Here is a 12,840-nt window from a genome sequence, read left to right on the forward strand (position 1 = left end):
CTATGACTCAGATCAGCCCGGCCCGCCCCGGCCTGCTGCGCGAGATCACCGACATCATCACCAGGGTGGCCCCGCCCTATCACGAGCCGCGGGCGGTGGTGCAGCGGCGGCGCGCCGTGGTCGCGGTGGTGGTGCTGATCGGCGCCGCGGTGCTGAGTGCCATGCACAACAAGCTTCCCGGCGACGCGTCGTTCTACTGGTTGTCGCTGGTGCTGGCCGCGGTCTGGTCGGTCGGGGCGGTGGTGGCCGGGCCGCTGCACCTTGGGGTGTTGCGGTTCCGCGGGCGCAACGAGCGGCCGGTGTTCACCGGCACCGGGGTGGGCCTGGTGCTCGGCGGGGTGTTCTTGCTGGGCGGGGTTGCGGTGCAAGAGATTCCGCTGCTGTCCGATCAGGTGGTGGCGATCTTGGCCTACACCACCGAGGTCTCCTGGCGGCTGGTGGTGCTGATCGCGATTGTCAACGCGATCGCCGAAGAGATCTTCTTCCGCGGCGCGCTGTTCAGTGCCTTCGGCCGCCGCTCCCCGCTGGTGTTCTCCACGCTGCTCTACGTCGCGGCGATGATGGCGGCGGGCAACCTCATGGTGGGGGTGGCCGCACTGGTGCTCGGCAGCGTGTGCGCCATGGAGCGCCGCGCCACCGGCGGGGTGCTGGCGCCGGTGTTGACCCACCTGGTCTGGGGACTGGTGATGGTCCTGGCGCTGCCGCCGCTGTTCGGGATGTAGCCGCCCGGGATCTCGCCCCGACTCGCCCGACTCAGGAGTCGGTGAAGTTCGGCGCGCGCCGCTCCTGAAACGCCCGCGCACCCTCACGGAAGTCGTGGTTGTTCAACAGGATTGACTGCCCGACGTATTCGCGGTCCAGGGCCGCGTCCAGCTCGGTCAGGGTAGCGGCGTTGACGGCGTGCTTGGTCTTGGACAGCGCCACGGCGGGGCCGGCCAGCAAGCGGCCCAGCAGCTTGTCCACCTCGGCGTCGAACTCCTCGGCCGGGTACACCGCGGAGACCAGCCCCCATTCCAGGGCCTCGGCCGCCGAGAGTCGTTCGGCCAGCAGCGCCAGCCGCATGGCCCGGGTCCGGCCGACCGCCGCGGCCACCAGCGCCGAGGCGCCACCGTCGGGCATCAGCCCGATCTTGGTGAACGCCAACAGGAAAAAGGCCTTGTCCGAGGCCACGATCAGGTCGCAGGCCAGCGCCAGCGACACCCCGACACCGGCCGCCGGGCCCTGCACCACCGCCACCACCGGTCGCGGCAACGCGACAATCGCCCGGATTGCGCGGTTGGCCTCGACGATGATCTCGGTGGGCAGTTCGTCGGCCGCATCCTCGGCGCCGATCCCCGCCCCGGAGCTGAACCCGCGCCCCGCCCCGCCCAGGCGCACCGCCCGCACCCGCGGGTCGCGGGCGGCCGCCTCCATGGCGTCGGCGATACCGGCCAGAACTCCGGTGGTCACCGAGTTGAGGCTGTCGGGGCGGTCGATGGTCACCGAGAGCACCCCGTCGGTCAGGGTGACGGACACACCCGCCACCGGAGCCAGGGTGTCGATGCCGGAGTCGATTGCTGTCATGGCCTTCACCTTAGGATGCTGATCACACAGGCTTACGACGAGGAGGCGCAAAATGGCGGGACCACTGGCGGGACTGCGGGTCATCGAGCTGGCCGGGATCGGTCCGGGACCGCACGCGGCGATGATCCTCGGCGACCTGGGTGCCGACGTGGTCCGGGTGGAGCGGCCGCCGAAATTCGGTGGTGGCCCCAGCAAGGACGCCATGCTGCGCAACCGCCGCTCGGTGACCGCGGACCTGAAGTCGCCGGAAGGCCGCGACCTGGTGCTGCAGCTGGTCGCCAAAGCCGATGTGCTGATCGAGGGTTTCCGGCCGGGCGTCACCGAGCGCCTCGGCCTGGGCCCCGAGGACTGCGCCAAGGTCAACGAGCGGCTCATCTACGGCCGCATGACCGGCTGGGGGCAGACCGGCCCGCGTGCCCAGCAGGCCGGCCACGACATCAACTACATCTCGGTGACCGGGGTGTTGCACGCCATCGGCCGTCACGGTGAGCGCCCGGTTCCACCGCTGAACCTCGCCGGCGACTTCGGCGGGGGATCGATGTTCCTGCTGGTCGGCATTCTGGCCGCGCTGTGGGAGCGGCAGACCTCGGGCAAGGGCCAGGTGATCGATGCGGCGATGGTCGACGGGGCCAGCGTGCTCTCGGCGATGATGTGGAGCTTCCGGTCGCAGGGGATGTGGAGCGACGAGCGCGGTGTGAACATGCTCGACACCGGCGCGCCCTACTACGACACCTACGAATGCGCCGACGGCAAGTACATGTCCGTCGGCGCCATCGAGCCGCAGTTCTATGCCGAACTGCTGGCCAAGCTCGAACTGGACCCGGCCGAGTTGCCGGCGCAGAACGATGTCAGCGGCTGGCCGCAGCTGCGGGCGAAGCTGACCGAGGCGTTCGCCGCCCACGACCGGGACCACTGGGCGGCGGTGTTCGCCGGCTCGGACGCCTGCGTGGCTCCGGTGCTGGCCTTCGGCGAGGTGGAGACCGACTCGCACATTGCCGAACGCAACACTTTCTACGACGTCAACGGTTATCTTCAGCCGATGCCCGCGCCGCGGTTCTCCCGCAGCGTGCCCGGCACCCCGACGCCGCCGCCTGTTCTGGGAGCCGACAACGAGACTGTCCTGGACGACTGGGTATAGTCCCGACCAACCAGACGGTTGGGACTGAGAGGGGCCAAGAGAGTGCAGATCAAGGACGCGGTAGCCGTTGTCACCGGCGGTGCTTCCGGGTTGGGTTTGGCGACCGCCAAGCGCCTGCTGGATGCCGGCGGGCTGGTTGTGGTGATCGACCTCAAGGGTGCGGACGTTGTCGCCGAGCTCGGCGACCGGGCTCGCTTCGTGGAGGCCAACGTGGCCGACCCCGAGGGCGTCACGGCCGCCCTGGACGTCGCGGAGTCGCTTGGTCCGGTGCGGATCAACGTCAACTGCGCCGGCATCGGCAACGCGATCAAGACGCTGAGCAAGGACGGCGCGTTCCCGCTGGACGCCTTCACCAAGATCATCCAGGTGAACCTGATCGGCACGTTCAACGTGCTGCGGCTCTCGGCCGAGCGGATCGCCAAGACCGAGCCGATCAACGGCGAGCGCGGTGTCATCATCAACACCGCCTCGGTGGCGGCGTTCGAGGGCCAGATCGGCCAGGCGGCCTACTCGGCGTCCAAGGGCGGCGTGGTCGGCATGACGCTGCCGATCGCCCGGGACCTGTCGCGGGAACTGATCCGGGTCTGCACCATCGCGCCGGGCCTGTTCAAGACCCCGCTGCTGGGATCGCTGCCCGAGGAGGCGCAGAAGTCCCTCGGTGCGCAGGTGCCGCACCCCTCGCGCCTGGGTGACCCCGACGAGTACGGGGCCCTGGCCGAGCACATCATCAACAACCCGATGCTCAACGGCGAGGTCATCCGCCTCGACGGTGCGATCCGGATGGCCCCCAGGTAAGGAGTGACATGGGCATCACAACGAAGTTCACCGAGGCGTTCGGCGTCGAGCACCCCATCGCCCAGGGCGGTATGCAGTGGGTGGGTCGCGCGGAATTGGTGGCCGCGGTCGCCAATGCCGGGGCGCTGGGATTCCTCACCGCGCTCACCCAGCCGACTCCGGCCGACCTGGCCAACGAGATCGCCAAGACCCGGGATCTCACCGACAAGCCGTTCGGGGTGAACCTGACCATCCTGCCGGCGATCAACCCGCCGCCCTACGACGAGTACCGGCAGGTCATCGTCGACGCCGGCATCAAGATCGTCGAGACGGCCGGGTCCAACCCGGCGCCGCACCTGCCGATGTTCCATGACAACGGCATCAAGGTGCTGCACAAGTGCACCTCGGTACGGCACGCCGTGAAGGCGCAGAGTCTCGGGGTGGACGGCATCAGCATCGACGGGTTCGAGTGCGCCGGGCACCCCGGCGAAGACGACGTTCCCGGCCTGGTGCTGATCCCGGCCGCGGCCGCACAGATCGAGATCCCGATGATCGCCTCCGGCGGCTTCGCGGACGCGCGCGGTCTGGTCGCAGCCCTTGCCCTGGGTGCCGACGGCATCAACATGGGCTCGCGGTTCATGTGCACCGTGGAGTCCTGCATCCACCAGAACGTCAAGGAAGCGATCGTCGCCGGCGACGAGCGCGGCACCGAGCTGATCTTCCGGTCGCTGCACAACACCGCCCGGGTGGCCAGCAACGCGGTGTCCCGCGAGGTCGTCGAGATCCTCAAGAACGGCGGTCAGTTCCCCGACGTGCAGGAGCTGGTGGCGGGCGTGCGCGGCCGCCGCGTCTTCGACGAGGGCGACATCGACGCCGGCATCTGGACGGTGGGCACCGCGATGGGCCTGATCAACGACATTCCGACTGTCGACGAGCTGGTCTCGCGGATCGTGTCGGAGGCCGAGGAGATCATCCTGGGACGTCTCGGCAACATGGTCGAGGACGAGGACGCGGAGAACGTCGCCTAACAGCGACACCCGAGGCTGTTTTACCAGCGCCGAACGTGTAATCAGGGCGGAATGTGGACCGATTTTCCGCCCTGATTGCACGTTCGGCGTTGTTGTTGAGAGGGTTGCCCGCACGTTGCTGGGCCGGGCCGCGCCGGGCGCTCGATCAGCGCATGCCGCAGCGGGGCCTGAGTAAAAGAGAAATGGTTTGACTCACAGGTGGCACCCGGTCTCGGAGGAGCGGGGGCCGTCGCGCGAGGGGCGCAACAGGGAACGGCGCCGCTGTCGCGGCGCCGGTCACTCAACTGGCCAGCAGATGCCAGTCGTCGAACTGCTCCGAGGTGTCACCCTCGACGAGGAAATCGCCGTGGTACAGAGCCTCGAAATCGACCTTGATTACGTCGGCACTTGAGTCGTCGATCCACATGACCCTGAGCCTATGGGTCACTATTAAGGAATCATTGAGTCACGTTTCGGGAAATGGTGGCAATACTACTGACGGGTAGGGTTTGCCGGCGCCCTACCGAGCCGGCGGGCGTGATCCGCCACAATCGGTGCGCTCTGCCCCGCGGCGGCGGGCTAGGGTGGCTGGCATGAGCGCACCGGACACCCTGGACAACCCGCTGTTCGCCCGGATCTGGACCTTCATGTCGAGCCGGGAGACCGAATGGCTGCGCGACCGGCGCCGGGAGAATCTGGCCGGCCTGTCCGGGCGTGTGCTGGAGGTCGGCGCCGGCACCGGAAGCAACTTCGGCTTGTACCCCGAGACCGTGACCGAGGTGGTGGCCGCCGAGCCCGAGTCGCGACTGCGGGACGCCGCCACGGCGGCCGCGACGTCCGCGCCGGTGCCGGTCACTGTACTGGCCAGCACCGTCGAGGCCCTGGACGCCGGCGAGCCCTTCGACGCGATCGTGTGCTCCCTGGTCCTGTGCTCGGTCGACCGTCCCGAGGACGTGCTGCGTCAGCTGTTCACGTTGCTCAAGCCCGGCGGCGAGCTGCGCTACTTCGAGCACGTCGCCAGTGCCGGGGCCCGCGGCCGGCTGCAGCGGGTGGCCGACGCCACCTTCTGGCCCCGGCTGTTCGGCAACTGCCACACCCACCGCCACACCGAGCAGATGATCACCGCAGCGGGATTCGTCGTCACGGAGTCGCGGCGCGGGCACCAATTCCCGGCCTGGGCGCCGGTTCCGGTGTCGGAGTTCGCGCTGGGCTCGGCCAGCCGCACGGCCTGAGCGCGCCTCAGCGCAGCAGGAACGGCAACCGCTGCGCCATGCCCGGCAGCGCCGCCGAGGCGGTCGTGAGCAGGTGCACCGTGGCCCGCTCGGACAGCGGCGTGGGCTCGGGGTTCACCTGGACGACGGTCTTGCCCAGGTCCAGCGCCCGTTCGGGCAGGCTGGCCGCCGGATAGACCACCCCGGAGGTGCCGACCACGACCATGACGTCGCAGTTGTCGACGGCCTCAACCGCGGCGTTCCACGGCCCGTCGGGCAGGTCCTCGCCGAACCACACGACGTTCGGGCGGATCAAGCCGCCGCACTCGCACACCGACGGCGCGATCTCCAGCACGGGTTCGGGCAGCTCGGGCAGCTCCGGGGTGCGGGGCTCGCCGCAGTCCGCGCAGCGGAAGCTGAACATGGTGCCGTGCAGATGGTGCACCGTGGAACTGCCGGCCCGCTCGTGCAGGTTGTCGACGTTCTGGGTGATGACCTGGACCTCGGCGTGCTGCTCCCAGTCCGCGATCGCGCGATGGCCCAGGTTGGGCTCGAAGCGCCGGGACAGCTGGCAGCGCCACAGATACCAGCCCCACACCAGTTCGGGGTGCCGGTTCCAGCCGTCGATGCTGGACACCTCGTAGGGGTCATACTGCGACCACAAGCCGTTCTCGTCATCACGGAATGTGGGTATCCCGCTCTCCGCCGAGATCCCTGCGCCGCTGAATACCGCCACCCGCACGCCACCAACATAGCGGGATACTGGCCGAATGGACTTCTCGGACATGCTGAAGATCGACGCGGACCACGACGGGCCGCTGTTCGAGCAGATCAGGGTGCAGCTGATCGAGGCAGTCCGGGCCGGCTCGCTGCCGGCTGGCACCCGGTTGCCCACGGTGCGCGACCTGGCGGGCCAACTGGGCCTGGCGGTCAACACCGTCGCGCGGGCCTACCGCGAGCTGGAGTCCGGCGGCGTTGTCGAAACCCGCGGCCGCTTCGGCACTTTCGTGGCCGGCACCGATCCGGCGGACGCGGCGATGGCCCAGGCCGCGGGTGCATTCGCCGCCGCGGCCCGCGCGGTCGGACTGGATAAGGCCCAGGCGCTGCGCTACCTCGACGCCGCGTTCGACGGCGCCGGGGCGGGTTAGCCGAACTCCAGCAGAGTCAGCGACGGGCGCACATCGGCCAGCGACCGCAACCGGTAGGCGGCGGGCAGCAGCTTTTTGAACAGCAGGCCGCGGCCCGGCGGCAGCTGCAGATCGTGCACGGCCCGCACTCCCGGGACGGTGTCCACCAGTTTGGCGCTGGCAGCAGCCGACAGCGTGAACGGCATTGCCGGCGCCCGGTAACGCAGCGAGGTCGGCACGCCCTGGCGCATCAGCCAGCCGAACCACGACGGGGGGAGGTCGAAGACCATCCGGCCGCCGGGAAAGCGGCGGGCGCACTCGGCGATCAGGCCCAGCGCCTCGTCGGGCTGCAGGTACATCAGCAGGCCCTCGGCGGTGATGAACACGCTGTCGGAGGTGTCGACCAGGTCCATCCAGCTGTAGTCCAGCGCGGACTGGGCGCAGACCGACACCCGCGGCTCCTTGGGGAGCAGCCGTTCGCGGATCGCGATGATCGGGGGCAGATCGACGGTGAGCCAACGGAATTGCGGATCGGGGACCGCCTCGCTCAGCCGCCAGAAGCTGGTCTGCAGGCCCTCGGCCAGGGCCACCACGGTGCCCGTCGGGTGTTGGCGAAGAAAGCGCAGGGCCTGCGTATCGATACCCAGCGCGCGCAGGGGGATGTCCTGGCGGGTGGTGCCGAACTTCGCGAAGTCGAAGTCGATCGAATCCACCAGGCGCACCGCCATCGGATCGTCGAGGATCCGGTCGGGCCGGCGGGCCTCGTTCGCCCGCGCGTTCAAGGTCAGCAGTGCTGTTTCCGATACCCCGGTCAGGGTGACTTTCTGTGCCTCGCCCACCTGCGCGACCTTACCGGTCGGCGGAGTCGAGCACCTTGTGCACAGTGCGCAGATTGCGGGTCGTGGTGGCCGATTGGTAGCGCTTGGCCCCCATCGTCTTACCCACGGGGCTGGTCAGGGTGTCGCCCTTGGGGACCTGCCAGTAGACCACCCCGTCCCCGAGGGTGATCTTCTCCTCGCCGTCGGTGAGCTCGGCCAGTTCGGCCAGCACCGCGTCGTCGGCGACGAAGGTGACATAGGACTGCAGGCCGGGATCCGCGGCGTCGAACGGGTATGCGGTCACGATCTCGCGGACCGTGTCGACGTCGTAGACCAGCACCCACGCCTGGTAGTCGAAGCGCTGCCGTAGCGCGGATTCGGCGGTGGCCCGCACCGCGGCGGCTTTGGCAGGCGAGTCCAGCAGCACGTTGCCGCTGGCGAGCAGGGTGCGGACCTCGTCGAATCCGGCGTCGCGCAGCGCCGCGGCGACGTCGGACATCTTGAGCTTGATCCCGCCGACGTTCACGCCGCGCAGAAACAGCGCATACCGGCTCATGAGGGCTACTCCAATCCTCCGAAGAACACGCGGCGCGTCGGTACGCTTCGATCATGGGACGCCAGGTGTTCGACGACAAGTTGCTGGCCGTGATCAGCGGGAACACGCTGGGAGTGCTGGCCACCGTCAAGCGCGACGGGCGCCCGCAGCTGTCCAACGTGCAGTACCACTTCGATCCGCGGGCCCTCACGGTGCAGGTGTCGGTCACCGAGCCGCGGGCCAAGACCCGCAACCTGCGCCGCGACCCCCGCGCGTCGCTGTTGGTCAGCTCCGATGACGGCTGGTCCTATGCCGTCGCCGAGGGGGATGCCCAGCTGACACCGCCGGCCGGCGCCCCCGACGACGACACCGTCGAGGCGCTGGTCGAGTTGTACCGCAGCATCGCCGGAGAGCATCCGGACTGGGACGACTACCGCCAGGCCATGGTGACCGACCGGCGGGTTCTGCTGACCCTGCCGATCCACCACCTCTACGGCATGCCCCCCGGCGTGCGCTGAGGGCAGGTTTGGCCGAGACGGGCTGCGCCGCTCCGGGGATCACCGCTAGGCTCCGGGGTATGCCCGAGTCAGATTCCGCCGCAGACGAGAACAAGCGCAAATTCCGCGAGGCGCTGGAGCGCAAGAACGCCAAGGCGGCCGGCGGATCCGACCACAAGGACGCCGGAGCCAAGCAGTCCCGGTCGCACGGCCCGGTGGAGAGCCGCCGGGAGTTCCGCCGCAAGAGCGGCTAGTTACTGCACGGGGCACGCGTACTTGCGGGCCACGTCCATCAGGCGCTGATCGGCGCCCGGACCGACGACCCCTTGGGCCGCCAACTCCCAGCCGATGAACCCGGGAAGGCCGCCTTCGCACGCCTGGTGGGCGACCCGCCACGCGGTGTCGGGGTTCAAGTTGAACCCGTTGCGTTCCAGGCCCTGCATGTAGGTGTCGAACTCCGGGGTGCCCTGCTCCGGTATCGCACCGGCCACCGGCGCCAAGGCCACAGCGGTGACCGCTGCTGCGAAGAGAACTGCCACTGCCCGTCTCATGGTCTTTCTCCTAAGAGGTGCGTCCGCTGGATGCTGATTACACGCTCGCACACTCCACCGACACAGACCACCGCAACGCTTTGGTCGGCTGCCGTGCTCATTGCCGCCGGCAGCCGGCGGGCGTGGCCCTAGACTGAGCGCGTGCCCATGCTGCAGTTGGCCGGAGATCCGCAAGCCGATGCCCTGCTGAGCGCCGACCCGTTCGCGCTGCTGGTCGGGATGTTGCTGGATCAGCAGATCCCGATGGAGGTCGCCTTCGCCGGTCCGAAGAAGATCGCCGACCGGATGGGCGGGCTCGACCCGCACGACATCGCCGCGCGCGATCCCGAGGAGTTCGCCGCATTGTTCGCCGAAAAGCCTGCGGTGCACCGGTTCCCGGGCTCGATGGCGAGCCGGGTTCAGGCGCTGGCCAGGGCGGTCTGCGAGCAGTACGGCGGTGACACGGCCGCCCTGTGGAAGGTCGGGGAGCCCGACGGCGCGCAGGTGCTCAAACGCCTCAAGGCGCTGCCCGGCTTCGGTGAGCAGAAGGCCCGGATCTTTCTGGCCCTGCTCGGCAAGCAGTACGGGGTGACCCCGTCGGGATGGCGGGAGGCCGCCGGAGCATACGGTGAAGCAGGCACGCACCTCTCCATCGCCGATGTCGTGGATGCGGCGTCACTGCACGAGGTGCGGTCCACCAAGAAGGCCCAGAAACAGGCTGCGAAACAGGCCCGAGAGAGCAAGGGAAAGGCGGCGACGTGAAAACTCACCTGAACTGTCCGTGTGGCGAGGCCATTGTCGGCAAGGACGAGGACGACTTGGTCGACCTGGCCCAGAAGCACCTTGCGGATGCGCATCCCGGCATGAGCTACGACCGGGACGCCATCCTCTTCATGGCCTACTGACGGCTCAGGGCACCACCGTCGAGCCGATGGTGGGCAGGAAGTTGCACTGGTGGTCCTTGGTGCTGACCTGACCGAAGATCGTCGACATGATGCTGCCCGAGCCGGTGTCGACGATCGCGGTCAGCGTCGTCGGCCCTTCGGGGTTGATGTCGCTGCGCGGCTGCAGCGTTGCGCTGCCGGACTTTCCGGTGGTCAGGTTCACCCACGTGACGTTCAGCGGTAGCTTCTGCGTCTCGGCCGGGCCGGGAGTGCCCACGGCGGTGAACACGTAGGCGGTTTGGCCGGCCCTGGGGCCCGGCGTCGGGATGGTGGCCGGGCCGGCCACCGACAGCGCGGTGGCGATGACGTTGCCGCCGTCGGCGGAGCAGTTCTGGCCCAGCGACGGGTACATGAAGTCCTGGGTCGGCGGGGCGTCCGGGCCGAATCCGGCATTGGCGGTCGGCACCGCGTCCTGGCCGGGTGCCACCGATGCGGCGTCGGGAGCCGCCGGGACGGCCTCGGCGGGCGCCGGGACGGCCTCGGCGGGCGCGGGCAGCGCTTCGGGGGCGCTGGGCGCCGCCTGGGCGACCGGACCCACCGACTTGGCCGGGTCGACACCGCTGGGCAGGTGGGCCACCATGCCGGGAGCCGAGCCGGCCGTCGGAACGTGCAGGGGCGACAGTGCCTCGGGCGGCGACTGCACGAACTGCGCCACCGAGTCGGCCACCTGCCGGGAGTCGGGGGTGGCGGCGGGGTTTCCGGCGAACGCGGCGGCCGCGGCCATCAGCAGGGAGGTCGCCCCGGCGGGGTCGGCGGCGGCCTGCTGAATCACCGGGCTCAACTGCTCGATGGCCGGCAGCCCGGGGAATCCCGCGGCGGGCAACGGCAACGCCGGCATGGCCGGGTCGGCCAGGGCCACCCCGCTGACGGCGCCGAAGACCAGCACGGCCGACGATCCGGCTGCGACGGTGGCCTTGGCGGCGGCGCGCTGCATGGTGAACTGCGGCGTTCCGAACAGCGTCTTCAGGCGCGACATGACTTCCCCAATCATCGGCGGTGGCGTCCTGGAAAACGAAGCTAGCTTGTTACTGGTGAGGCTCAAGTGACACGTGTGTGATTTATAGAACCGTTACGGACCCGAACCTCGACGGTGACCGATCGGCCGTTCGTCTAAAGTCGTGCCGGTAGACACCACCCTGGACACCCCGGTTGCGCCCTCGCGCACATCCCGCCTGATCGCGTGGGCCCCCCTGCTGCTGACCGCCAGCGTCGCGGCGCGCCTGGCCTTGACCTACCTGACCCCGCGCGGCGCCAACTTCGTCGACCTGCACGTCTACATCAGCGGCGCGGCCGCGCTGACCCGGCCCGGCGGAGTCTACGACTACGTCTACGCCGACCAGACGCCCGACTTCCCGCTGCCCTTCACCTACCCGCCGTTCGCGGCGGTGGTGTTCTACCCGCTGCACTTCCTGCCGTTCGGCCTGGTCGCCTTCCTGTGGCAGATCGGGACGGTGGTCGCCCTGTACGGCGTGGTGCGGCTGACCCAGCGCCTGCTGGGCCAGCCGGTGACCGCCGGCCGCCGGATTGATGGGGCGGTCCCAGCTTCGCCTCTCCTTCGTCGAGCCTCGCTGAACCGCCGGAACGCGATGCTGTGGACGGCGGTCGGGATCTGGATCGAACCGCTGCGCAGCACCTTCGACTACGGCCAGATCAACGTGATCCTGGTGCTGGCGGTGCTCGCCGCGGTCAACAGCCGACGATGGTGGGTCTCAGGGCTTTTGGTGGGTCTGGCCGCCGGGGTGAAACTCACCCCCGCGATCGCCGGGGTGTACCTGGCCGGGGCGCGGCGGTGGGCGGCGGCGGTGTGCTCGGCGGTCGTGTTCGCCGGCACCGTCGCGGTCTCGGTGTGGGTCACCGGGGATCAGGCCCGCCGCTACTTCACCGAGCTGCTCGGCGACGCCCACCGGGTGGGCCCCATCGGCACGTCCTTCAATCAGTCGTGGCGGGGCGGGATCTCGCGCATCCTCGGCCACGACGCGGGCTACAGCACGCCGGTGCTGGTCGCGATCGGCGTCACCGGGGTGCTGGCGGTGTTGGCCTGGCGGGCGCTCAACAGCGGTCCGTCCGGACCCGATCCGCTCGGGTCGCTGCTGGTGGTCGAGCTGTTCGGGCTGTTGGCGTCCCCGATCTCCTGGACGCATCACTGGGTCTGGCTGGTGCCGCTGATGATCTGGCTGCTGCACGGGCCCCGTGCCGGTCTTCCGGGCGCCCGCGCACTGGGCTGGCTGTGGCTGGCGCTGACCCTGATCGGGGTGCCCTGGCTGCTGAGCTTCTTCCAGCCGACGATCTGGCAGGACGGCCGGCCGTGGTACCTGGCGTGGGCCGGCCTGGTCTACATCGTCGGCGCGCTGGTGACCCTGGCCTGGATGGCGGCCTCGCGGGTCAGGTCTGCAGAATCCGGTTGATCTCACCGGCCATCGCCACATCCTTGTCGGTGATCCCGCCGGCCGAGTGGGTCACCAGCACGAAAGTCACGGTGCGCCATCGTATGTCGATGTCGGGGTGGTGATCGGCCGCCTCGGCGCGCTCAGCGACCCGGCGCACCGCCTCGATGCCGGCGGGGAACGAGTCGAATTTCACCGTGCGGCGCAACGCGCCGTCGGTGTGCTCCCAACCCGGCAGGCCGGGCAGTGCCTCGGTTATCTGGTCATCGGTCAACAACGCCATACCTGACCGTAGGACGGTATAGCCTCACA

Annotated in this window: 19 protein-coding genes; 11 read left to right on the forward strand and 8 right to left on the reverse strand. The window is 69.4% G+C overall.

From position 1 onward, the window contains the following. Positions 1-2 precede the first annotated feature (2 nt). A complete protein-coding gene (locus tag AWC02_RS08700; RefSeq protein WP_085128382.1) occupies positions 3-722 on the forward strand; it encodes a CPBP family intramembrane glutamic endopeptidase in 720 nt (239 codons plus the stop codon). A 31-nt stretch (positions 723-753) separates the two neighbouring features. Here the strand turns inward: AWC02_RS08700 and AWC02_RS08705 are convergent, their stop codons facing one another. Beyond that, positions 754-1,563 (reverse strand): enoyl-CoA hydratase, encoded by an 810-nt coding sequence (locus AWC02_RS08705; RefSeq protein ID WP_085128517.1) that lies wholly within the window; start codon positions 1,561-1,563, stop codon positions 754-756. Positions 1,564-1,615: 52 nt separating this feature from the next. Here AWC02_RS08705 and AWC02_RS08710 point away from each other — a divergent pair, with 52 nt between their 5' ends. Genes AWC02_RS08710 through AWC02_RS08720 form a run of 3 tightly spaced genes read left to right on the forward strand, consistent with a single transcriptional unit; the run spans position 1,616 to position 4,503 of the window. Then, entirely contained in the window at positions 1,616-2,701 is a 1,086-nt protein-coding gene (locus AWC02_RS08710) for a CaiB/BaiF CoA transferase family protein (RefSeq protein WP_085128383.1), read from the forward strand. 42 nt (positions 2,702-2,743) lie between these two features. Next, the gene (locus tag AWC02_RS08715) at positions 2,744-3,496 is read left to right on the forward strand and encodes a 3-hydroxyacyl-CoA dehydrogenase (protein ID WP_046319830.1); all 753 of its coding nucleotides are present in this window, start codon (positions 2,744-2,746) and stop codon (positions 3,494-3,496) included. 8 nt (positions 3,497-3,504) lie between these two features. Continuing rightward, positions 3,505-4,503, forward strand: coding sequence for an NAD(P)H-dependent flavin oxidoreductase (locus tag AWC02_RS08720; protein ID WP_085128384.1), 999 nt, complete (start codon positions 3,505-3,507; stop codon positions 4,501-4,503). A gap of 280 nt (positions 4,504-4,783) precedes the next feature. Here the strand turns inward: AWC02_RS08720 and AWC02_RS22850 are convergent, their stop codons facing one another. Further along, the gene (locus AWC02_RS22850; protein ID WP_109560932.1) at positions 4,784-4,909 is read right to left on the reverse strand and encodes a hypothetical protein; all 126 of its coding nucleotides are present in this window, start codon (positions 4,907-4,909) and stop codon (positions 4,784-4,786) included. 166 nt (positions 4,910-5,075) lie between these two features. On the opposite strand from AWC02_RS22850, the gene AWC02_RS08725 reads away from it, so the two are divergent. Beyond that, the gene (locus tag AWC02_RS08725) at positions 5,076-5,714 is read left to right on the forward strand and encodes a class I SAM-dependent methyltransferase (RefSeq protein WP_085128385.1); all 639 of its coding nucleotides are present in this window, start codon (positions 5,076-5,078) and stop codon (positions 5,712-5,714) included. Positions 5,715-5,721: 7 nt separating this feature from the next. On the opposite strand, the gene AWC02_RS08730 is transcribed toward AWC02_RS08725, so the two are convergent. Beyond that, positions 5,722-6,435 carry an SIR2 family NAD-dependent protein deacylase gene (locus AWC02_RS08730; protein WP_085128386.1) on the reverse strand — a complete coding sequence of 238 codons (714 nt, stop codon included), beginning with the start codon at positions 6,433-6,435 and terminating at the stop codon, positions 5,722-5,724. Between the two features lie 28 nt (positions 6,436-6,463). Here AWC02_RS08730 and AWC02_RS08735 point away from each other — a divergent pair, with 28 nt between their 5' ends. Beyond that, positions 6,464-6,841 (forward strand): Rv1152 family transcriptional regulator, encoded by a 378-nt coding sequence (locus tag AWC02_RS08735; protein ID WP_085128387.1) that lies wholly within the window; start codon positions 6,464-6,466, stop codon positions 6,839-6,841. Here the strand turns inward: AWC02_RS08735 and AWC02_RS08740 are convergent. Then, positions 6,838-7,659: a class I SAM-dependent methyltransferase gene (locus tag AWC02_RS08740; protein ID WP_085128388.1), complete on the reverse strand. Its 822-nt coding sequence runs from the start codon at positions 7,657-7,659 to the stop codon at positions 6,838-6,840. The two genes, AWC02_RS08735 and AWC02_RS08740, sit on opposite strands and share 4 nt — an antisense overlap. 10 nt (positions 7,660-7,669) lie before the next feature. After that, a complete protein-coding gene (locus tag AWC02_RS08745) occupies positions 7,670-8,194 on the reverse strand; it encodes a DUF1697 domain-containing protein (protein WP_085128389.1) in 525 nt (174 codons plus the stop codon). A 53-nt stretch (positions 8,195-8,247) separates the two neighbouring features. On the opposite strand from AWC02_RS08745, the gene AWC02_RS08750 reads away from it, so the two are divergent. Beyond that, positions 8,248-8,691, forward strand: a complete 444-nt coding sequence (locus AWC02_RS08750; protein WP_085128390.1) for a PPOX class F420-dependent oxidoreductase — start codon at positions 8,248-8,250, stop codon at positions 8,689-8,691. Between the two features lie 59 nt (positions 8,692-8,750). Next, positions 8,751-8,924: a DUF5302 domain-containing protein gene (locus AWC02_RS21190; protein WP_109560933.1), complete on the forward strand. Its 174-nt coding sequence runs from the start codon at positions 8,751-8,753 to the stop codon at positions 8,922-8,924. Here the strand turns inward: AWC02_RS21190 and AWC02_RS08755 are convergent, their stop codons facing one another. Continuing rightward, positions 8,925-9,221: a DUF732 domain-containing protein gene (locus AWC02_RS08755; RefSeq protein ID WP_085128391.1), complete on the reverse strand. Its 297-nt coding sequence runs from the start codon at positions 9,219-9,221 to the stop codon at positions 8,925-8,927. Between the two features lie 141 nt (positions 9,222-9,362). Between AWC02_RS08755 and AWC02_RS08760 the strand changes: the two genes are divergently transcribed. Both AWC02_RS08760 and AWC02_RS08765 read left to right on the forward strand, forming a co-directional pair. Then, positions 9,363-9,962: an HhH-GPD-type base excision DNA repair protein gene (locus AWC02_RS08760; RefSeq protein ID WP_109560934.1), complete on the forward strand. Its 600-nt coding sequence runs from the start codon at positions 9,363-9,365 to the stop codon at positions 9,960-9,962. Further along, positions 9,959-10,105 carry a hypothetical protein gene (locus AWC02_RS08765; protein ID WP_013828086.1) on the forward strand — a complete coding sequence of 49 codons (147 nt, stop codon included), beginning with the start codon at positions 9,959-9,961 and terminating at the stop codon, positions 10,103-10,105. The genes AWC02_RS08760 and AWC02_RS08765 overlap by 4 nt, the downstream gene beginning before the upstream one ends. A gap of 4 nt (positions 10,106-10,109) precedes the next feature. On the opposite strand, the gene AWC02_RS08770 is transcribed toward AWC02_RS08765, so the two are convergent. After that, positions 10,110-11,120, reverse strand: coding sequence for an Rv1157c family protein (locus tag AWC02_RS08770; protein ID WP_085128393.1), 1,011 nt, complete (start codon positions 11,118-11,120; stop codon positions 10,110-10,112). A gap of 142 nt (positions 11,121-11,262) precedes the next feature. Between AWC02_RS08770 and AWC02_RS08775 the strand changes: the two genes are divergently transcribed. Further along, on the forward strand, positions 11,263-12,549 hold the full coding sequence (locus AWC02_RS08775; protein WP_207568023.1) for a mannosyltransferase: 1,287 nt from the start codon (positions 11,263-11,265) through the stop codon (positions 12,547-12,549). Here AWC02_RS08775 and AWC02_RS08780 read toward each other — a convergent pair. Further along, positions 12,527-12,811: a 4a-hydroxytetrahydrobiopterin dehydratase gene (locus AWC02_RS08780; RefSeq protein ID WP_085128395.1), complete on the reverse strand. Its 285-nt coding sequence runs from the start codon at positions 12,809-12,811 to the stop codon at positions 12,527-12,529. The two genes, AWC02_RS08775 and AWC02_RS08780, sit on opposite strands and share 23 nt — an antisense overlap. Between the last annotated feature and the right edge of the window lie 29 nt (positions 12,812-12,840).

This window comes from Mycolicibacter engbaekii (assembly GCF_002101585.1).
GTDB lineage: Bacteria > Actinomycetota > Actinomycetes > Mycobacteriales > Mycobacteriaceae > Mycobacterium > Mycobacterium engbaekii.

Coding starts and splice junctions, on each gene's coding strand:
- AWC02_RS08700 (WP_085128382.1), top strand. CDS start 3: ATGACTCAGATCAGCCCGGCCCGCCCCGGCCTGCTGCGCGAGATCACC.
- AWC02_RS08705 (WP_085128517.1), bottom strand. CDS start 1,563: ATGACAGCAATCGACTCCGGCATCGACACCCTGGCTCCGGTGGCGGGT.
- AWC02_RS08710 (WP_085128383.1), top strand. CDS start 1,616: ATGGCGGGACCACTGGCGGGACTGCGGGTCATCGAGCTGGCCGGGATC.
- AWC02_RS08720 (WP_085128384.1), top strand. CDS start 3,505: ATGGGCATCACAACGAAGTTCACCGAGGCGTTCGGCGTCGAGCACCCC.
- AWC02_RS22850 (WP_109560932.1), bottom strand. CDS start 4,909: ATGTGGATCGACGACTCAAGTGCCGACGTAATCAAGGTCGATTTCGAG.
- AWC02_RS08725 (WP_085128385.1), top strand. CDS start 5,076: ATGAGCGCACCGGACACCCTGGACAACCCGCTGTTCGCCCGGATCTGG.
- AWC02_RS08735 (WP_085128387.1), top strand. CDS start 6,464: ATGGACTTCTCGGACATGCTGAAGATCGACGCGGACCACGACGGGCCG.
- AWC02_RS08745 (WP_085128389.1), bottom strand. CDS start 8,194: ATGAGCCGGTATGCGCTGTTTCTGCGCGGCGTGAACGTCGGCGGGATC.
- AWC02_RS08750 (WP_085128390.1), top strand. CDS start 8,248: ATGGGACGCCAGGTGTTCGACGACAAGTTGCTGGCCGTGATCAGCGGG.
- AWC02_RS21190 (WP_109560933.1), top strand. CDS start 8,751: ATGCCCGAGTCAGATTCCGCCGCAGACGAGAACAAGCGCAAATTCCGC.
- AWC02_RS08755 (WP_085128391.1), bottom strand. CDS start 9,221: ATGAGACGGGCAGTGGCAGTTCTCTTCGCAGCAGCGGTCACCGCTGTG.
- AWC02_RS08770 (WP_085128393.1), bottom strand. CDS start 11,120: ATGTCGCGCCTGAAGACGCTGTTCGGAACGCCGCAGTTCACCATGCAG.
- AWC02_RS08780 (WP_085128395.1), bottom strand. CDS start 12,811: ATGGCGTTGTTGACCGATGACCAGATAACCGAGGCACTGCCCGGCCTG.